Source organism: Comamonas trifloxystrobinivorans (assembly GCF_043359985.1).
Lineage (GTDB): Bacteria > Pseudomonadota > Gammaproteobacteria > Burkholderiales > Burkholderiaceae_C > Comamonas > Comamonas trifloxystrobinivorans.
Map to the genome: position 1 here is coordinate 274,534 of NZ_JBHZGV010000001.1, position 20,438 is coordinate 294,971.

14 protein-coding genes are annotated in these 20,438 nt (G+C 62.8%); 11 read left to right on the top strand and 3 right to left on the bottom strand.

The window, feature by feature from the left end; all coding sequences use genetic code 11:
- Window positions 1–587 precede the first annotated feature (587 nt).
- Window positions 588–2,186: a hypothetical protein gene (locus ACFIQF_RS01175; RefSeq protein ID WP_393939371.1), complete on the top strand. Its 1,599-nt coding sequence runs from the start codon at window positions 588–590 to the stop codon at window positions 2,184–2,186.
- A gap of 145 nt (window positions 2,187–2,331) precedes the next feature.
- Here ACFIQF_RS01175 and ACFIQF_RS01180 read toward each other — a convergent pair whose 3' ends face one another.
- The gene (locus ACFIQF_RS01180; protein ID WP_393939373.1) at window positions 2,332–3,453 is read right to left on the bottom strand and encodes a helix-turn-helix transcriptional regulator; all 1,122 of its coding nucleotides are present in this window, start codon (window positions 3,451–3,453) and stop codon (window positions 2,332–2,334) included.
- 5 nt (window positions 3,454–3,458) lie between these two features.
- A complete protein-coding gene (locus ACFIQF_RS01185; protein ID WP_393939374.1) occupies window positions 3,459–4,601 on the bottom strand; it encodes a helix-turn-helix transcriptional regulator in 1,143 nt (380 codons plus the stop codon).
- 315 nt (window positions 4,602–4,916) lie between these two features.
- Between ACFIQF_RS01185 and ACFIQF_RS01190 the strand changes: the two genes are divergently transcribed.
- The 5 genes from ACFIQF_RS01190 (at window position 4,917) to ACFIQF_RS01210 (ending at window position 11,740) form a co-directional block, all read left to right on the top strand.
- Window positions 4,917–5,360, top strand: a complete 444-nt coding sequence (locus tag ACFIQF_RS01190) for a hypothetical protein (protein WP_393939376.1) — start codon at window positions 4,917–4,919, stop codon at window positions 5,358–5,360.
- Between the two features lie 112 nt (window positions 5,361–5,472).
- Entirely contained in the window at window positions 5,473–6,801 is a 1,329-nt protein-coding gene (gene miaB, locus ACFIQF_RS01195; RefSeq protein ID WP_393939378.1) for a tRNA (N6-isopentenyl adenosine(37)-C2)-methylthiotransferase MiaB, read from the top strand.
- A 784-nt stretch (window positions 6,802–7,585) separates the two neighbouring features.
- Window positions 7,586–9,934: a hypothetical protein gene (locus ACFIQF_RS01200; protein WP_393939379.1), complete on the top strand. Its 2,349-nt coding sequence runs from the start codon at window positions 7,586–7,588 to the stop codon at window positions 9,932–9,934.
- A 4-nt stretch (window positions 9,935–9,938) separates the two neighbouring features.
- Complete coding sequence (locus tag ACFIQF_RS01205; RefSeq protein ID WP_393939380.1) at window positions 9,939–11,069, top strand: hypothetical protein; 1,131 nt, start codon at window positions 9,939–9,941, stop codon at window positions 11,067–11,069.
- Entirely contained in the window at window positions 11,066–11,740 is a 675-nt protein-coding gene (locus ACFIQF_RS01210; RefSeq protein ID WP_393939381.1) for a DUF1266 domain-containing protein, read from the top strand. The genes ACFIQF_RS01205 and ACFIQF_RS01210 overlap by 4 nt, the downstream gene beginning before the upstream one ends.
- 526 nt (window positions 11,741–12,266) lie before the next feature.
- Here the strand turns inward: ACFIQF_RS01210 and ACFIQF_RS01215 are convergent.
- Entirely contained in the window at window positions 12,267–12,899 is a 633-nt protein-coding gene (locus ACFIQF_RS01215) for a C40 family peptidase (RefSeq protein ID WP_393939382.1), read from the bottom strand.
- A gap of 204 nt (window positions 12,900–13,103) precedes the next feature.
- Here ACFIQF_RS01215 and fdnG point away from each other — a divergent pair, with 204 nt between their 5' ends.
- The 5 genes from fdnG (at window position 13,104) to selA (ending at window position 20,423) form a co-directional block, all read left to right on the top strand.
- Window positions 13,104–16,166 (top strand): formate dehydrogenase-N subunit alpha, encoded by a 3,063-nt coding sequence (gene fdnG, locus ACFIQF_RS01220; protein ID WP_393939384.1) that lies wholly within the window; start codon window positions 13,104–13,106, stop codon window positions 16,164–16,166.
- A gap of 9 nt (window positions 16,167–16,175) precedes the next feature.
- Entirely contained in the window at window positions 16,176–17,117 is a 942-nt protein-coding gene (fdxH, locus tag ACFIQF_RS01225) for a formate dehydrogenase subunit beta (RefSeq protein ID WP_393939385.1), read from the top strand.
- Window positions 17,114–17,740, top strand: a complete 627-nt coding sequence (locus tag ACFIQF_RS01230; RefSeq protein ID WP_393939386.1) for a formate dehydrogenase subunit gamma — start codon at window positions 17,114–17,116, stop codon at window positions 17,738–17,740. Before fdxH ends, ACFIQF_RS01230 begins: the two co-directional genes overlap by 4 nt.
- A 195-nt stretch (window positions 17,741–17,935) precedes the next feature.
- Window positions 17,936–18,901: a formate dehydrogenase accessory protein FdhE gene (gene fdhE, locus ACFIQF_RS01235; RefSeq protein WP_393939388.1), complete on the top strand. Its 966-nt coding sequence runs from the start codon at window positions 17,936–17,938 to the stop codon at window positions 18,899–18,901.
- Window positions 18,902–19,010: 109 nt separating this feature from the next.
- Window positions 19,011–20,423, top strand: coding sequence for an L-seryl-tRNA(Sec) selenium transferase (gene selA / locus ACFIQF_RS01240; protein WP_393939389.1), 1,413 nt, complete (start codon window positions 19,011–19,013; stop codon window positions 20,421–20,423).
- The last annotated feature ends 15 nt before the right edge of the window (window positions 20,424–20,438 follow it).

Here is a 20,438-nt window from a genome sequence, read left to right on the forward strand (position 1 = left end):
TGTTGGCTGTTGGCTGTTGGCTGTTGGCTGTTGGCTGTTGGCTGTTCAGGATGTCCCCCACCCCTTTCAGCCAGCGCCTGCGATCGGAGTAAACGGCGGCGGTTTGGCTGCCGAAGGACAGCCAAACTTCGTGCTCTGACTCGCAGACGCTGTTTGAACGGAGCGCCTTGGCGCGCAGTGAGTTCGTCTGCGCGCCGGCGTTTACTCCGAGCGCAGGTTGCCCCGAAAGATTCGCCACGCGAAGCTTTCGGGGACGCTGGATGTAGGGCACGTTTTTTCCCCTAGCTTTTTGTCGTGCAACAAAAAGGTAGGTCGCTCGCCGGGGCGAGACCCGGCCAGCTGCAGCATGCAAGCCCCACCAACGCCAGTTAAAAAACTGGCCTGCCACAAGCCGCCCGCGCAGGCCAGCGCTCAACCCCTCCACCATCGCCAGAACACGAAAATTCCAGCCAACACCATCCCCCATTTGCGGGATGGCGCCACACCGCCCAACTCAGGACACTGCACAACAGGCGTAAGGAAACTGGAGGCGCACTGTGTGGCTCCGCTTCGACGCCCAGTAACCCACCCTCGAAAGGCGGCTCCCCATGAACTCCCGGACATTGCGACATTCCACCCTCATGCTGTGCGCTCTGGTCGCGCTCACCGCCTGTGGCGGTGGCGGCAGCGACGACAACAACGGCAGCACCCCGGCACCAGCGCCCGCGCCAACACCGGCTCCTACGCCTGCCCCCACCCCAGCGCCAACGCCGGCTCCAACTCCTGCACCTACGCCAGCACCCACGCCTGCACCAACCCCCGCTCCTACGCCAGCGCCCACGCCGGCACCAGCGCCTGTGGCCAGTACGCTGGAGCGGGTACAAAAATACATGGCCGATTCCCAGCAAGTGTTCGCCAACGGCGTGCCAAGCACGGGAGCAGCCCGCTTTGCTAGCTACGATTCCTGCTACCTCGGCGGTGGCCGCAGCAAAACCTTCCAGATCAGCAACTGGGACAACAATCTGGAACAGGCCAAGATCAGCAATGCCTACCTAGTGGGCCGCGTGTTCAGCAACATCGAGATTGTGCAAGAGCGCAAAACCACCAACGCCGATGGTTCCGAGCGCCTCGAAGTCGATGTGCGCTTCGATACCCTGTACAAAGACGGCACCAAGGCCATCGGTACCGTCGACACTCTGGTTGCCGGCAGCACCAGCGGCACCTGCGCCACGCCCCAAACCGGCACGGCCATGCGCTTTTTGGGCAACCAGCAGAAGTTTGGTGTCGAGTTGACGGCGCGCAACCGCATCGAGGTCTATCGCCAGTTGGCAGACGGCAGCCTCCCTGCCGCAACGGCTAACCAGTTCCGTATACGCCGCGAAGTGGCATTTGGCGTCACCGACCCCAACCAGATGGCCACCTACGCGGTGGTCAGCTGGGGGACGAAGTCGATGAAGCTGCTGTCGCCGCGCCTCTTGCGGGACGCACCTGAGATGAAGGAATCCCCTGGCAGCGGCACCTTCCTCGATACCGCCGCTTTCCGCCAATGCCGCACCAGTGCTAGCAACACCGAGGCCAATGCAGCCATTGCCGATTGCGTCAAACTGGGCACACAAGGCGAAATCTGGGGAACCGGTGGCGGCTACAACAAAACCGATGCTGCGAGTCTGGCAGCCATCGATACCGCCTATGAGCAGACCGGTCTGGCCCAGGGCACGGAAGTCACCTTTGCCATTTATGCCGATGATGGTTGGAAAACCATCAACGGCCAGCAAGGCAAGACACCGATTGCCACTTACAAGCGCACGCTCAAAAACATTTCGTACCCGGCCGCGCAAATGTCTGTGGACATGTACCCGATGATCAAGACCATCAGCCCACTGGAGCCCGGCCTGGCGGCCAGCTTCAAGAGCACGGGCGGTACCGCCACGGCCAACCTGCAAGCCGGAAAAGCACCTGCTGGCGGGCTGCCTGTGGCACTGAACCAGGTATTCTCGTTCCGTCAAGGCGTCAAATCCGACTCCACCTCGGGCAACTACCTGATCCGAGCCAGCAAACCGGCGGCTTTCGATACCGGTGCCACCACGGTCACGATTCCGTTTGACGGCGTTCCTACCGGTGCCAAGTCCACCAACTACGGCGAGTTCACCATCGTCTACGCCGACCGCAACGGCCGCGAGCTGTACTACGGTCTGCAGTTCCGTTGAACACAGAGCGAGGGAAGCGACAGCGCTGGGCTTTGGCCCAGCCCATGGCGGGCTGGGTCAGACCCCAGCGCTTCGCATTTTTTACCGGCCCGCAAGGGCCGGCTTTGTTAGAGCGTGTTGACGATCTCTACGCTCTTAGAGGCGCTCAACCCAGCTGCAAGGCCTGCAGCAGTTGCACCAATTCCAACTGCCGGTGGCAGCCGGTTTTGCGCATCAGGTTTTTCAGGTGCGAGCGGGCGGTGTGCCAGCTGCAGCCTTCGACGGCGGCAAAGTCTTTGACCGATTTGCCCGCCACCAGCAGCAAGAGCAAACGCGCCTCGCTGGGCGAGAGGCCCAGCATGTCGCAAACCACGCGGTGGTCCAGCGCGCTGATGGCGCCGGGCACCACCAGCACCACCAAGGCCAACGGTTTTTGCCAGCTGCTGCTCAAGGCATGGCTGGCTTTGAGGGGCAAGACGGTTACCACCAGGCGCGTGGCCTGGGAGCTGCCCATCAACGAATCAAACGCGCCCGCCTGTGCCGGGCTGGCGCAGGCCTTGGCCAGCAACTGCTGCAAGCGCGCCTGCAATACCGGGTTGCGGCACAGCAAGCGCCCTTGCGCTGTGCCCATGGGGCTGGGCAACTGCGTCAAGCGCTCAGCGGCCGCGTTGGCGTAGTGGATGCGGGCTTGCGCATCAACCACCGCAATGCCTTGGGCCAAGGTCTCCAGCGCCGCCATGCCCAAGCTGGCTTGGCGCGAGAGAGTGGCCATGTGGGCACGCAAACGTGCAGCGCCCATCAAGCTGGGCATCAGTTGCTGGATGAATTGCTTTTCTCGGCTGCCGTACTGTTTGTGATCGGCCGGGCGGATAAGACCGATGAAATCCCGTACCCCATTGTCATCGCGCACCAAGGCACCAACGGTGTACTGAAATCCGGCTGGACGCAAAAAATCGGCATACACCGGATGGCGTGCGATATCGCGCGCACTGATGCGCTCGTGGTCACACATCACCTCGCCCAATGGCATGCCCATCAGCACCTGCATGCGAATATCGGTGTCGATCAAATGCTCCTGATAGTCGCGCAATTTGTCGGCCAGCGCACCCACCTGCCCCAAGTTGTCCACACTGTCCAGCACGCCAGCACTTCCGCTGCCGAGCGTGAAAAAATTAAAGAAGCCGGCACCCAAAGCGTTCCGCATGGCATCCAGGCCCGCATACCAGTCTTCTGCCGACAACACACCGTCGTATAGCTGGCTCGCAATGGTGTCGATCGGCTGTTTCATGGCGCTTACCCCAGCTGCAAAGCCTGCAGCAATTGCACCAATTCCAACTGCCGGTGGCAGCCGGTTTTGCGCATCAGGTTCTTCAGGTGCGAGCGGGCGGTGTGCCAGCTGCAGCCTTCGACCGCAGCAAAGTCTTTGACCGATTTGCCCGCCACCAGCAGCAAGAGCAAACGCGCCTCGCTGGGCGACAAACCCAGCATGTCGCAAACCACACGGTGGTCCAGCGCGCTGATGGAGCCGGGTACCACCAGCACCACCAAGGCCAGCGGTTTTTGCCAGCTGCTGCTCAAGGCATGGCTGGCTTTGAGCGGTAAGACGGTTACCACCAGGCGCGTGGCCTGGGTGCTGCCCATCAGCGAATCAAACGCGCCCGCCTGGGCCGGGCTGGCGCAGGCCTTGGCCAGCAGCTGCTGCAAGCGCGCCTGCAATACCGGGTTGCGGCACAGCAAGCGCCCTTGCGCTGTGCCTATGGGGCTGGGCAACTGCGTCAAGCGCTCAGCGGCCGCGTTGGCGTAGTGGATGCGGCCTTGCGCATCGACCACTGCAATGCCTTGGGCCAGGGTCTCCAGCGCCGCCATGCCCAAGCTGGCTTGGCGCGAGAGAGTGGCCATGTGGGCACGTAAACGCGCAGCGCCCATCAAGCTGGGCATCAGTTGCTGGATGAATTGCTTTTCTCGGCTGCCGTACTGTTTGTGGTCGGAAGGGCGGATAAAGCCAATGAAATCGCGCACGCCGTTGTCATCGCGTACCAAGGCGCCCATGGTGTTCTGCAAGCCAAGTGGGCGCAAAAACTCGGTATAGACCGGCTGGCGAGAAATTTCGCGTGTATTGATGTGCTCGTGGTCACACATCACTTCACCCAGCGGCATATCCATCAAGACTTGCATGCGGACATCCGTCCGAATCCAGTGGTCCAGGTAATCACGCATCTCCTTGACCAGGCCGCCTACCTGCTCTTGGTTGTCCACACTGTCCAGCACTCCTGCGCTGCCACTGCCCAGGGTAAAAAAATTGAAAAGTACAGCCCCCAACTGGTTGCCTATGGCATCGATGCCCGCATACCAGTCTTCTGCATTCAACACACCGTCATAAAGCAAAGCAGCGACCTGCTGTCGCTTGCTTTCTAGACCGCTGGCACTGTTTTTCATGGTTCTGCCCTGGTCGTGGCTGGTGGGCGGATTGTATTTACACAAAATTTAAGTAACTTTACAGAGTAACCCTCATTCCGTGTCGACCACCAAAGTGCTAGCGCGGCCTGAGGCCATAGCGAGTGCTGACATTGGTCAAGGTTTTTTGTGCAACAGCCCAGCCGCCGGACAGCTACCCGACCCGGCCATGGCCACGGCGCCCATGCGGCCATCTGCCCGCCGTTGTTGCCGCCAGGCATCAGCCCAAGCCCCAGCAAGCGGCTGCGACAAGGGCGGGCTTTGTAGAATGCGGCTTCCAGCCCCTGGATATACACCATGCAACGCTGCTCAACACCCCCACTTTCTGCCCCTTCCACCAGCCGCTTGCGCCGCGCCAGCTGCGCTGCGGCTGCCGCCCTGGTTTTGGGCCTCGGCGCGCCCGTTCTGCCCAGCTTTGCGCAGACGGCCACCTTCGCACCTTTCCAAGGCTCGGTACGCGCATTTCCCAAGCACGCGCTGCGTGGCACCTTGGTGGTCACCAGTACCACCCAAGGCACGATCGACGGCAACCAGGTGTTGCTGGCGCCCGCTTTCAAGCTGTACAACCAGAAAAACATGATGGTGCGCCAAGGCACCGTGCTGGGCGAACAGCTGAACGTGAACTACGTGATCGAAAAAACCAGCGGCCGCGTGCATGCCGCCTGGGTGTTGAACAGCGAAGAAGCCGCCCTCAAGCGCGACCGCGCCGACAACGGCTTCTGGAGCAACCTGCTCAAGTAAGCAGGCCCCCCCACTCTCTTCATTTTTATAACTGCCGGCGCTGGGCTCCAGCGCGGCAGGCTTTGATGACCACGGCCTCTGCTGCAGAGCCCGTGGCGCTATGGATTCCACGATGAGCAAAAAAGTCTTTATCAAAACCTTTGGCTGCCAGATGAACGAGTACGACTCGGACAAGATGGCCGATGTGCTGGGCGCCGCCCAGGGTTACGAGCCCACGCAAGATGTGGAAGAGGCCGACCTGATTCTGTTCAACACCTGCTCGGTGCGCGAGAAGGCGCAAGAGAAGGTGTTCAGCGATCTGGGCCGCGTCAAGCACCTGAAGGAAAAAGGCGTGCTGATTGGCGTGGGCGGTTGCGTGGCCAGCCAGGAAGGGGCCGAGATCATCAAGCGCGCGCCCTATGTGGACGTGGTGTTTGGCCCGCAAACCCTGCACCGCCTGCCCGAGCTGCTGAACGAGCGCGCCGCCAAGGCCAAGCCGCAGGTCGATATCTCTTTCCCCGAGATTGAGAAGTTCGACCACCTGCCGCCAGCGCGTGTGGATGGTGCGACGGCGTTTGTGTCGATCATGGAAGGCTGCTCCAAGTACTGCAGCTACTGCGTGGTGCCCTACACCCGTGGCGAAGAAGTGAGCCGCCCGTTTGAAGACGTGCTGGTAGAGATTGCCGGCCTGGCCGACCAGGGCGTGAAAGAGATCAACCTGCTGGGCCAGAACGTGAACGCCTACCTGGGCAAGATGGGCGACACCGCCGAGATTGCCGATTTTGCGCTGCTGCTGGAGTACGTGGCCGAGATTCCCGGTATCGAGCGCATTCGCTACACCACCAGCCACCCCAACGAGTTCACGCCGCGCCTGATCGAGGCCTACGCCAAGATCCCCAAGCTGGTGAACCATTTGCACCTGCCCGTGCAGCACGGCAGCGACAAGATTCTGATGGCCATGAAGCGCGGCTACACCGCTATGGAATACAAGAGCACCGTGCGCAAGCTGCGCGCCATCCGCCCCGATCTGGCGATGAGCAGCGATTTCATCGTGGGCTTCCCCGGCGAGACCGAGGAAGACTTCCAGAAGATGATGAAGCTGATCGACGACGTGCGCTTTGACAACAGCTTCAGCTTCATCTTCAGCCCGCGCCCAGGCACGCCCGCCGCCAACCTGCCCGATGACACGCCCTACGAGGTGAAGCTGCGCCGCCTGCAAGAGCTGCAAGCCGTGATCAACCGCAACATCAAAGAAATCAGCGAAGAGCGCCTGGGCACCGTGCAGCGCCTGCTGGTGGAAGGCAAATCCAAGCGCGACAACGGCGAGCTGATGGGCCGCACCGAATGCAACCGCGTGGTCAACTTCCCCGGCCAGGAGCGTTTGATCGGCCAGCTGGTGGATGTGCGCATCACCGAAGCCATGGCCTATACGCTGCGCGGCGAAGTAGTGATAGCGCAGTAAGCCACGCCGCCCAACACCGAGCCGCCTGCGGGCGGCTTTTTTCTTCATCACTGATTTTCGAGGTGCGCAAGCGTGGTGACGAAAGCAGCCGCAATGCTCACGTGGAGAGTCTTCGTCTTGGGGTGGCGATATGAGCCCCTATGCGTTGTTGCTGCGGGGCAGGCCATTCTGGCCTTGCCGTACATTGGCGCAACTCCTGCAGGCTGTTCGGCTGTTCAGGATGTTCTCCCCACCCTTTCAGCCAGCGCCTGCGATCGGCGTCAACGCCGGCGGTTTGGCTGCCGAAGGACAGCCAAACTTCGTGCTCTGACTTGCAGACGCTGTTTGAACGGAGCGCTTTGGCGCGGAGAGAGTTCGTCTGCACGCCGGCGTTGACGCCGATCGCAGGTTGCCCCGATTGCCCCGCTTCGCGGGGCGGTCGGGGACGCTGGATGCAGGGCAGATTTTTCGCCTCCCTTTTGGCTGCTCAAAAGGGAGGTCGCCTGCCGGGGCGAGTCCCGGCCAGCAGCTGCCAGCAAAGGCCACTAACACCAGTTAGAACAAGAACCAGCAGCAGCGTCGCGCCCGACGCCCTCAAAACAATTGCTAACAAATAGCAACATCAGCTAGCTAGCAATATTGATAGCAGCCAACGCCTTTTCCACTTGGCTTTTTACGCGTTTTCAAAGCGCAGAAAACGCGCCAAGCGCCACGCCGCGCTATCGAGATGCATGCCGAGCCATTAGCATGCTGTCTGCGCACAGGGGATGCGCAGACCAAAAGCTACAGAAAAAGGGCAACACCGATGGCTTCCGTTTCCGATTCGTCCACCGCCTTGCATGGCGACTCACTTGACGCCTACCTTGACCAGGTGGAAGCCATTTACGACAGCGAAGACGAGGAGCAACAGCAGGAATGGAGCGCGCGCCAAGCGGCAGCCAACGAGCGCCTGGCGCAGCAAAGCATGCTGCCCGACGACCTGGACCAGCTGCGCCGCCTCTACCGCCTGTGGGCCATGGGCGGCCAGCCCGCGCAAGCCCTGGCCAGCGTGCAAGAGCACCAGCCGCGCCTGCTGAACGACCTGAGCCACCTTGCGCAGCGCGACGCCGCGGTGACCATGGCGATGATGCAAGCCGACGTGGCCGAAGACGTGCCCGAGATGCCGCCCGAGCAATACCGCGCCGTGGTGCAGAACGCGATCAGCGCCGTCGACCAGTGGGGCGAGCAAGGCGACCCGGAGCGTGCCTGGCGCTTTCTGGCGCGGCACGCACAGCAGGCCAAGGCTTTTGATCTGCAAGAGCAGATCTACCGCAAGCAGCACCAACACAAATCGCGCCAGCCCGAGCGCGCCAGCTTCCGTGCCTGGGACGACGCCGTGCTGGCCACGCGCCTGGGCGGCATCGAGGCGGCCAAGGGCAATGCCACATCGGCCCGCGATTTTGGCCACTACGCTTTTGCCAAGCTGCAGCAACCCGGCGCAGGCCAGGACATTGATACCGACGATTGGCTGAAGCTCGCCGACGAGGTAGTAACGCTGGCGCCCGATCTGCAAACCGCTTACAGCGACCACACGCTCGCCAGTCTGCCGCCCAGCGCATCGCCCGCAGCGCGGCGCGACACCTTGGCACAACTGGCGCGGGTGCAAGCGCGCAGCCTGTACCGCCAAGGCCAGATCGACGCCGCCATTGCCAAAGGCCTGGAAGGCCGCTTTGCACTGACGCAGGACAGCAGCGACGAGATGAGCGCCCAGCTGATCGACTGGCTGGTGCAAGCCGGCCGCCTGCCCGAGGCCGCGCACATGGCTTTCGAGAGCACGTTGCACAGCCGTGGCACATCGAAACAAGCGGGCGCACGCCAAGCGCTGGCACACCTGGGCGAAAACGCCGGCGCGCCTTACTGGGCGCTGTGCCTGATGGCCGCCAGCCAGGACGACGAGATGGGCGAGTTTCTGCCCGCCGGCATGGAGCCCGAGCAGGCCTGCGCGCACTTCAGCGCCATCGTGCAGCAGCAATCGCCCAACCATCCGCTGTGGCGGGTGCTGCAAGGCAACACCTTGTTTGTGGCTGAGCGGTACGCCGAGGCGCTGCCGCTGCTGGAGACTTTGCGCGACCTGCCGCAGTACGCGAACGGCGAGTTGAGCTACCGCCTGTTTGTCGCCCGCGCGCGCAATCTGGGCTTGGCGGCTGCGCTGCAAACGCCGTACATCCGCACCGATGCCGCCAGCTGGTGCTATGCGATGGGTGTGCATCTGGACGATGACTGGGAGCTCAAGCAAGCCATTGGCGTGCCCGGCGAAGAGCTGCCCGAGGACTGGCCTTATGACGAGCTGCTGCGCTGGATCAAGCACTATTACGAGACCGGGCAGGCGCGCTTCGAGCACTGGTTTGCCACCGGCCAGGGCAGCTACAAAGATGGCGATCTGCACGACTACTCGATGCTGTGCAACAACCTCGCCATCAAGTACCGCTACAACGACGAGAACTACGACGGCGCACTGGCACTGCACGCCAAAGGCATTGCCACCAGCCCGTTTGCCGAGCACTACAACGGCATCGTCTCCACCTATATCGCCACCGACAACTACCCGCAGATCATCAGCGCCGGCGAGCAGCTGTGGCACTACAGCAAGGAAAACGGCTACGGCCGCCACGACCCGAGCAGCTATTTCCCCAAAGTGGCCTATGCGCTCTACCAGCAGAACCGCAATGTGGAGAACAGCATCTGGCTGGAGCGCCTGGACGAATGGTGGAGCACGCTGGACGAAGAGGAGCAGAGCGAGTCGCGCTACGACTACCTGAGCAGCCTGCTCAACCAGCTCGATTACTACTCGGCCACGCATGGCGCCGAAGTGCTGCCACGCCTGCAAGCCTTGCTGCCCGAGCTGGTGAAGCGCAAAAACGCCTACCTGCTGCGCCGCGCTGGCGATGCCATGCAAACCTCGGGCAGCGCCACCCAGGCCATGCAGATTTACCAGGACGCGCAACGCTTTTCTGCCGACAGCCACCCCGACGAGCGCCAGCGCCTGGAAGAGAGCATTGCCGAGCTGCGCCCCCAGCTGAGCAAAGCCGACAAAGCCAGCCTGGCCAGCAGCAGCGCTGCCAGCAACGCGCCCAACGCAGGCGGCAGTGGCAAGCCGTGGTGGAAGTTCTGGTAACGCCATGAGCGAGCAGGCGGTATACCAGGCGCGCAATATGCTCAACGCGCCCGAGATCAAGGCAGCCATTACCCGGCGCAGCGAGCAGCGCGGCGACAACGCCGAGATCAGCGCCTGGCTGCAAAACCATTTTTACCGCTACCTGGTGGGCAACTTCCGTGCGCCGCCGCCAGCGCTGCAGCCCATTACCAGCATGGACGAGCTGCAACAACGCTACCGCAACGGCCCGCCGCCTTGGGCCGTTGCCTTGCTGGCGCGGGCGGGCAGCCGCAAAGACAGTGACGAGCCGCTGCTGTGGTTCATCAACCCCGGCGACGAAGCGGTGCTGGCGTTGGAAACCAGGCTGATCGAGTTCTTGCAAACGCGCAAAGGCACATCGCTCGAAGGCAAGCTCATGCGCATCAACTGCCCGCAGGCGCTGGAGCGCTGGGAGCAAGAGCACCAGGCCTTCGCCACCAAACAATTGGCCGGTTGGCGCGAGCACAACCCGCAAGCCACCACGCCGCTGTGGCAAGGCAGCAATGGCGAGTTTGTCGAGCTGCTGCCCAGCAGCCAGGCGCTGCGTGCCGAGATGGCCTACGAAAGCCAGATGATGCGCCACTGCCTGGGCCAGTTTGCCAACCGCCGTTTTCTCACCGGAGGCTACGGCGAGCACTATGCCGAAAACTGCGAGCAAGGCCGCATGCGCATCTTCAGCTACCGCACCGGCCAGCAGCAGCCGCGCATCACCATCAGCGCCTGGGTGCAAGACGACGGGCGCTTGCGCATTGACCAGATCAAGGGCAAGCAGAATCGCCCGCCGATCGACCGCTACCGCAGCGATGTGCTGGGCTTTCTGAACCAGCTGCCCAGCGCCGAAACATCGCCTGACGATGCGCTGGCCATGCGCCTGGTGCGCGTGGCCGAAGGCTGGCGCGCCGTGGAAGAGCTGGTGACAGAAGCCGAACAACTGCAGCTGTGGCAGCGCCAGCCCGCGCTGCTGGCCCATGTGCGCCAAACCACGGCCTTGGTGCAGTGGCTGGCTGCGGCACGCGACAGCTCGGTACTGGCCGGGCAGCAGATTTCGCCGCCGCTCGCCTACGCCTTGCAGCAAGCGGGCAAGCCCGTGCCGGCGCAAAAGCGGGCCACGCCATGATCCAGTTGCTGTTTTTTGCGCTGGCGGTATGGCTGGTGTGGAAGTGCGTGAAAGCATTTGGCCAGCAGTTCGGCAAAAACGCCAACCCTGTGGGCGCTGCCAGTGCTGCGAGCCAAACCTACCGCCTGCAGCCCGAGCAGAACTGGGCGCTGGCGCTGGCCCACCCCATGGCTTTCCACGCCATCAAAGGCGGCTTTGCCGACAGCGATCTGCCCGAGCCCACCGACGAGCTGGCCGCCTCGCTGCGCCCGATGGCGCTGCACGAGTTTGGCCTGCGCACCGACCTGGACAACGCCAGCGTGCGCCAGCAATTGCCCGATCTGCTGCGTACGCGCTGGTGGTGTTTTGACCTGGACAAGCTGCAACCCGGCGACGACCCACGCGCCGCCATGGCCTTTGCCTGCGCACGCATCAGCTTTTTTGTGCGCACAGCCGCCATGCTGGGCTGGCTGCCGCCCGAACAGCAGTGGCTGCTGCTGCAGCTCAACGCCGCCCGCGCCCGCGATTGTTTTGCCAGCTGGCAAGACTTTGGCCAAGCCTACGTGCAAGGCCGCGCCCAGTGGGTGGCCACGGGGCGCGCTGACGCCATGGGGCGTGCGCTCAGCCAGGAAGAGCTGCAGGGCTGGTTGCTGAATCCGGCGCATCCATGGAGTGCGTTTGCTTGGCGGTGACGGTTGGATATTTGTGCTTTGCGCGGATGGTGTGCAGGCTGTTTTCTCACTGGCGTTGTGCTGCTTGGCTTGCAGTTGCTGGCCGGGTCTCGCCAGCAGAAGTAGCCAGTTGGCGCAACTCTCGCAGGCTGTTGGATATTCCGGCTGTTTGGCTGTTCCACAACCCCTTCAGCCAGCGCCTGCGATCGGAGTAAACGCCGGCGGTTTGGCTGCCGCAGGACAGCCAAACTTCGTGCTCTGACTTGCAGACGCTGTTTGAACGGAGCGCCTTGGCGCGGAGAGAGTTCGTCTGCACGCCGGTGTTTGCTTCGAGCGCAGGTTGCCCCGAAAGATTCGCTCCGCGAAGCTTTTGGGGACGCTGGATGTAGGGCACGTTTCTTTGCTGACTTTCTTCTGGGCCGGCACACCGGACGTGCAGCAAGAAAGTCAGTCGCCTGCCGGGGCGAGACCCGGCCAGCTGCGGCAAGCAATGCCAACTTGCTGCAAGCATTGCCAGCCCTACTCCGTAGGCAACTGCGGCCTTGCCTCAGCCCGCAAAGATCGTTCTAGCTTCCGTAAAACGCTTGGCGAAATAAGGGTTCGCCAGACTCACCGTTTTGACAATGCCGCCGCTCGATGGCGCATGCACAAACTGGTTGTTGCCGGCGTAGATGCCCATGTGCGAATAGCGTCCGCCCAAGGTGTTGAAGAAGACGAAATCGCCGCGCTGCAGTTCGCTGCGCTCAATGGGTGCGCTCACGCCTACCCATTGCGAAGTGGAGCGTGGCAGCTTGCGCGTGGTGATGCCGGCAATGGCGTACTGGATCAGGCCGCTGCAATCGAAGCCGCCTTCCGGCGTATTGCCGCCATAGGTGTAGGGCGTGTTCACCACCATCATCACGCGGGCGTAGAGCGCTTCGCGCAGATCGGCGTTCAGGTTGAGGCCTACGGGGGCGACCGAGCCAGCTGTGCCGGCACCGCCAGGCACACGGCCGCTGCTGGCGCCCGAGGCGCTGGCGGTGCTGCTGGGTTTGGAGGCACAGCCGGCCAGGAAAGCCGATGCCGCCAGGCCAGCCAGCAAGAGGCGGCGGCGCAAGCGGGTCTGAGGTGTAACAGCACTGTCGGCCAATACAGCAACTTTACTTTCGCCCTGAGCGGGCGATACGGGCAGTTCACTCATAAAGCACATTATTCACTAAATACCGCAAGCCTGTGAATTTGATTGGTTTTATGAAATTTCTGCGCCACAAAGCCCTTTTCACCAAACAGTCAAATCTGGTGGATAACCACAATGGTCAACTTATTCCTGTATTGCGTTATGGCAATTACAATTCCGCCGGTAAATAGCTAGATAAAAGCATCCTTCTTGAGAAAGGACAATCCCATGGTGCAATTCTCCAGGCGCCAGTTCATGAAAGTGACTGGTACGTCCCTGGCAGGATCCAGCCTGGCGGTGATGGGCTTCTCGCCCGCCACCGCGCTTGCTGAGGTCCGCCAGTACAAACTGGTCGGCAGCACAGTGACACGCCAGACGTGTACCTACTGTTCTGTCGGCTGCGGCATTTTGATGTATTCGCTGGGCGATGGCGTGAAGAACGCCAAGCTGTCGGTGTTCCACGTCGAAGGCGATCCCGACCACCCGGTCAACCGTGGCACGCTGTGCCCCAAGGGTGCTTCGCTGCTCGACATCGTCAAGAGCCCCAACCGTCTGCTCTACCCCGAATACCGCGCGCCCGGCTCCAACGAGTGGAAGCGCCTGTCCTGGGATGAAGCGCTGACCCGCATCACCAAGCTGCTCAAGGAAGACCGCGACGCGAACTTCCTGGAAAAGACCGATGCCGGCCTGACGGTGAACCGTTGGACCTCGACTGGCATGCTGGCCGCTTCGGCCTCCAGCAACGAAGCCGGTTACATCACCTACAAAGTGGCCCGTTCATGGGGCATGCTCGCATTCGATAACCAAGCCCGTGTCTGACACGGCCCGACGGTGGCAGGTCTTGCCCCGACGTTTGGCCGTGGAGCGATGACGAACCATTGGGTCGACATCAAGAATGCGGACGTTATTTTGATCATGGGCGGCAATGCCGCTGAAGCCCACCCTTGCGGCTTCAAATGGGTGACCGAGGCGAAGGAGCACAACAAGGCTCACTTCATGGTGGTGGACCCGCGTTTCAACCGATCGGCATCGGTGGCGGATTTCTACGCCCCTATTCGCTCGGGCAGCGACATCGTGTTTTTGGGCGGCATGATCAACTATCTGCTGACCAACGACAAGATCCACCACGAGTACGTGCGCAACTACACCGACTTCACTTTCATCGTGAAGGAAGATTTTGCGTTCGACGAGGGCATTTTCTCGGGCTACAACCCCGAAAAGCGCACCTACGACAAGGCCAGCTGGGATTACGAGTTGGGCGAAGACGGTTATGTGAAGACCGACCCGACGCTGCAACACCCCCGCTGCGTGTACCAATGGCTCAAGCGCCACTACGCCAGCTATACGCCTGAGAAGGTGGAGAGTGTTTGCGGCACGCCCACGGACAAGTTCCTGCACGTGTGCGAGAAGTTCGCCTCGACCGCGCAAGCCGGCCGCGCCGCGACCATTCTGTACGCGCTGGGCTGGACGCAGCACTCGATCGGCGCGCAGATTCTGCGTACCGGCGCCATGGTGCAGCTGCTGTGCGGCAATATCGGTATCGCCGGTGGTGGCATGAACGCGCTGCGCGGTCACTCCAACATCCAGGGCCTGACCGACCTGGGCTTGCTGTCCAACGCGCTGCCCGGCTACCTGACCCTGGCCAACGAGGGCGAGCAGGATTACCAGAAGTACATCGACACGCGCACGCAAAAGCCTTTGCGCGCCAACCAGATGAGCTACTGGCAGAACTATCCGAAGTTCCACGTCAGCCTGATGAAGGCTTTCTGGGGCCCGGCCGCCACCAAGGACAACAACTGGGCCTACGACTACCTGCCCAAGCTCGACAAGCAGTACGACATGCTGCAGGTGTTCGAGCTGATGAACCAGGGCAAGGTCAACGGCTACATCGCCCAGGGTTTCAACCCGCTGGCGGCGTTGTCCAACAAGGACCGCGTGCGCGCCGGTCTGGCCAAGCTGAAGTTCCTGGTGGTGATGGACCCGCTGGCTACCGAGACCTCGGAGTTCTGGAAGAACCACGGCGAGTACAACGACATCGACACCGCCTCGGTGCAAACCGAAGTGTTCCGCCTGCCCACTACCTGCTTTGCCGAAGAAGATGGTGCGGTGGTGAGCTCGTCGCGTGTCTTGCAGTGGCACTGGAAAGCGGCCGAGCCGCCCGGAGAAGCCAAGACCGACATCGCGATCATGTCGGCCCTGCACCTGCGCATGAAGGCGGCCTACCAGAAGGAAGGCGGCAAGTTTGCCGACCCGATCCTGAACCTGTGGTGGCCTTATGCACAGCCTGCGCACCCCACGTCCGAAGAGCTGGCCAAGGAGTACAACGGCCGTGCGCTGACCGATCTGACCGATGCCGAAGGCAAGGTGCTGCGCCCTGCGGGCCAGCAGCTGTCGGGCTTTGGTGAGTTGCGCGACGATGGCTCAACCATGAGCGGCTGCTGGATCTGGACCGGCTGCTGGACCGAGGCAGGCAACCAGATGGCCCGCCGCGACAACAGCGACCCTACGGGTATCGGCAACACGCTGAACTGGGCCTGGGCCTGGCCAGCGAACCGCCGCGTGCTGTACAACCGTGCGTCGGCCGACCTGGAAGGCAAGCCTTTCAACCCGAACCGCACGCTGGTCAAGTGGAACGGCAAGGCCTGGGGCGGCGCGGACGTGCCCGATTACGGCGCGGCCATCAAGCCCGAAGCCGGCACCGGTCCGTTCATCATGAACCCCGAAGGCGTGGCGCGCTTCTTTGCACGCAAGGGCATGAACGAAGGTCCGTTCCCGACGCACTACGAGGCGTTTGACAACCCGCTGGGCTACAACCCGATGTACCCGAAGAACGACAAGGCCGTCAGCAACCCTGCCGCCCGCGTCTTCCCGGGCATCTGGGACACCTTCGGTAAGGCGAGCGAGTTCCCGCACGTGGGCACGACCTACCGCCTGACCGAGCACTTCCACTACTGGACCAAGCACGCCTTGCTGAACTCCATCATCCAGCCCGAGCAGTTCGTCGAAATCGGCGAGGCCCTGGCCAAGGAGATCGGCATCACGACCGGCCAGATGGTGAGGGTGAGCTCCAAGCGCGGCTTCATCAAGGCAGCGGCGGTGGTGACCAAGCGCATCAAGCCCATGCAGATCGAAGGCAAGACGGTGCACCACGTGGGTATTCCTATCCACTGGGGCTTCAAGGGCCTGACCAAGCCAGGCTTTTTGGCCAACACCCTGACGCCTTTTGTCGGCGACGGCAACAGCAACACCCCAGAGTTCAAGACCTTCCTCGTGAAGGTTGAGAAGGCCTAAGGAGCAGCGATGTCATCTCTACAATCTTTGGATATCAAGCGCCGCTCCGCCACCACCACCCCATCGCCGAGCGTGCGCGAAGCGCATGCCGGCGAGGTGGCCAAGCTGATCGATGTCTCCAAGTGCATCGGCTGCAAGGCCTGCCAGACCGCCTGCATGGAGTGGAACGATCTGCGCGATGACGTGGGCACGGCAGCCGCCGGCGTCTACGACAACCCGACCGATCTGACGGCCAACTCCTGGACCGTGATGCGCTTTGCCGAGTATGAAAACGAGGCAACGGGCAACCTGGAATGGCTGATCCGCAAGGACGGCTGCATGCACTGTGAAGACCCCGGCTGTCTGAAGGCCTGCCCCTCGCCTGGCGCGATCGTGCAGTACGCCAACGGCATCGTGGACTTCCAGGAGAGCAATTGCGTGGGCTGCGGTTACTGCGTGACCGGTTGCCCCTTCAATATTCCGCGCATCTCCAAGAAGGACAACAAGGCCTACAAGTGCACGCTGTGCTCGGACCGCGTGGCCGTGGGCCAGGAGCCGGCCTGCGTCAAGACCTGCCCGACCGGCGCCATCATGTTCGGCACCAAGACCGGCATGCAAGAGCGCGCTGCCGAGCGCGTGGCCGACCTGAAGGAACGCGGCTTTGACAAGGCTGGCCTGTACGACCCGCAAGGCGTCGGCGGCACGCACGTCATGTATGTGCTGCACCATGCGGACAAGCCTTCGCTCTACCACGGCCTGCCGGACGATCCCAAGATCAGCCCGATGGTCAGCCTGTGGAAGGGCGTGGCCAAGCCGCTGGCGCTGGCCGCCCTGGGCGTGGCTGCCGTGGGCAGCTTCTTCCACTACGTCACCAAGGGCCCGCTCGAAGTGCCCGAGGAGCTGGAGGAAGAAGAAGCCCGCAAGGCGCGCGCCGAATCCGGTGCTGACAACCGCAAGGAGGCAGGACGATGAAGCACAACTCCCGTGACATTCAGCGTTACAGCGCTGGCGAGCGTGTCAACCACTGGGTCGTGGCCATCAGCTTTGTGCTGCTGGCGCTGTCCGGCCTGGCGTTCTTCCACCCCTCGTTCTTCTTCATGACGAACCTGTTCGGTGGCGGCCCCTGGACGCGCATTCTCCACCCCTACATCGGCCTGGTGATGGCCTTTGGTTTCCTGGTCATGTTCTTCCGCTTCTGGCAGCTGAACATCATCAAGGACCGCGATGTGGAATGGCTCAAGAACGTGCCCGCGCTGCTCGATGGCGACCACGACAAGATGCCGCCGGTCGAGAAGTACAACGGCAGCCAGAAGGTGCTGTTCTGGCTGCTGGTGCTGTGCATGCTGGGCCTGGTGGTGACCGGTGTGCTGATGTGGCGCGCCTGGTGGAACCTGCCGGTGACCGTGGTGCGCGCTGCCAGCCTGGTCCACGCCATCTCGGCCTTCGGCCTGATCGGCTTGATCATGGCGCACATCTACGCGGCCATCTGGACCAAGGGCACGATCCGCGCCATGACGCGCGGCACCGTCACCCGCGCCTGGGCCAAGTTCCACCATCCGCTGTGGTACCGCCGCATGACCGGCGAAAAGGACTGAGGGGCGGGGCACGATCACAACGTCTGATACATCGTTGCTGACACTCGCCGTAGCGTTGCTACTGTCTTCGTGCCAGCGCCTCGTCTCAAACGCCGTGATCGCGCCTTGATCTACCTGGGTTTTGGACGCCCAATGCATACAAACGCCGATAGCCCCGCAAGGTCTATCGGCGTTGATTTTTGAGAGAATTCCCGCATGCAACGCATTCTTCAACCGGGCGAGATCGAATCGCTCGACCACACCAGCTTCCCGCGCGTGCTGCTGCCCAACACCAGCAGCCTGTTCCTGGAGCGCGCCAGCCGCATCCGCCAGCTGGCCGAAGGCAACCCGATTGCCGATTACCTGAACTTCATCGCCAGCCTGGTGCAAGCCCAGCACCACGCGGTGCAAAACCTGCAAGTGGCTGCGCCCGATGCGGCCGCCATGGCACAGGCGCAAGAATTCTCGTCGCCCCTGCTGCCAGCGGCCGACCACCTGGACCCGGTCTGGCACCAGGTGCTGGACGGCATGCTGGAGCAGCTCTCCGTCGCCGACGGCCTGCCTGCGCCACTGCAGCCGCTGCTTGCCGAGCTCAAAGCCAGCAACACCGAAGAGCGCAACGCCCTGGCCAAGCGCCTGCTGAGCAAAGAGCTGGCGGCCCGTGATGTGGGCATGGCGCCGTTTGTCATGGCCGCGCTGCAAGTGGTGTTTGCGCGCCGCGCCAGCCAGTTGAATGTGGCCGATGTGCCGTACACCGACCCGGCCACCATCTGCCCGGTCTGCGCTACCGAACCGGTTGCCAGCGTGGTGCGCATCGGCGGCAAAATGGCCGGCCACCGCTACCTGCACTGCGGCTGCTGCGCCACCGAATGGCACATGGTGCGCGTGAAATGCTCGCACTGCGAATCGACCAAGGGCATCCACTACCAGGGCCTCGAAGGCGGCAAAGACGTGGTGCTGGCCGAAACCTGCAGCGAATGCGGCAGCTACCGCAAAATCGTCAACCAGGAGAAAGACCCGCTGGCCGAGCCACTGGCCGACGATCTGGCCAGCCTGATGCTGGACCTGCTGATGAGCGAAGAGACCCAGTTCCAGCGCGCCAGCGGCAACCCGCTGCTGTTCGTGGCCGTGGCTGAGCCGCAAACCGGCAGCGAAGCCGCAACGGTGCCCGACCTGCACTGAGCCCCTCTGCGTCCATCGCTCCCGCACGGCTGCCCAGGCGCCGTGCCATACTGCACGATGGCTGCCCACCAGCAGCCATCGTTTTTTGTTTTTCAGACTTTGCATTGCCATGAGCACCGCCTTCCACCTGCCCTCTGTCGACAAACTGCTGCAACACCCGCGCACCGCCGAGCTGCTGCAGCGCTATGGCAAAACGCAGTGCACCGACGCCATCCGCGCAGCGCTGGCCGAGGCGCGTACGCATTGGCTGGCCAACAAAGACAGCGCACAGGCACCCAGCGCCGACAGCCTGCTGAGCGCTGCCGAGCGCCAGCTGCAAGCCCTGTTTGCGCCGCGCCTCAAAGCCGTCTACAACCTCACCGGCACGGTCTTGCACACCAACCTGGGCCGCGCCCTGCTGCCGCAAGAGGCGATTGACGCGGTTGCGCAAGCCCTGGCCACGCCCAGCAATCTGGAATACGACCTGGCCGACGGCGGCCGGGGCGACCGCGACGATCTGGTGGAAGACCTGGTCTGCCGCCTGACCGGCGCCGAGGCGGCCACCATCGTCAACAACAACGCGGCCGCCGTGCTGCTGGTGCTGTCCACGCTGGCGCTGGGCAAAGAAGTGGTGGTTTCACGCGGCGAGCTGGTAGAGATTGGCGGCGCCTTCCGCATCCCCGATGTGATGACCCGCGCGGGCGCTCAACTGGTAGAAGTGGGCACCACCAACCGCACGCACGAGAAAGACTATGTGGCCGCCATCGGCGAGCACACCGGCGCGCTGATGAAGGTGCACTGCAGCAACTACGCCATTACCGGCTTCACCAAAGCCGTGGCCGACGCCGATGTGGCCTGGCTGGCGCACGAGCACGGGCTGCCAATGTTTGTCGACCTCGGCAGCGGCACCTTGATCGACATGCGCGACTGGGGCCTGCCCTACGAAGTGACAGTGCGCGAGACTGTGGAAGCCGGCGCCGACATCGTCACCTTCAGCGGTGACAAGCTGCTCGGCGGGCCGCAGGCCGGCATCATCGTCGGCAAAAAAGCGCTGATCGCCCAGATCAAAAAAAACCCGCTCAAGCGCGCATTGCGCGTGGGCAAGCTGACCCTGGCCGCGCTGGAACCTACGCTGCGCCTGTACCTTCACCCCGAGCAACTGGCCGAGCGCCTGACCACGCTGCGCCTGTTCACCCGCCCGGCCAGCGCCATGCAAGCGCAAGCACAAGCGCTGCAAGCCGCCCTGCAAAACCGCCTGGGTCCGCAGTATGTGGTGGAGCCCGCCGCCATGAGCAGCCAGATCGGCAGCGGCGCCCTGCCAGTGGAAAGCCTGCCCAGCTTTGGCCTGTGCATTCGCGCCGCCGAGCGCAAACACGCGGGCCGCCTGCTGCAACAACTGGAAGCCGGCCTGCGCCAATTGCCCAGGCCCGTAATCGGCCGCCTGCGCGAAGATGCGCTGTGGCTGGATTTGCGCTGCCTCGAAGCAGCCGACCAAGCCGCCTTTGCCGACAACTGGCAACAGCTGCAGTTGGCGCAAAACTGAGCAGCAACAAAACGC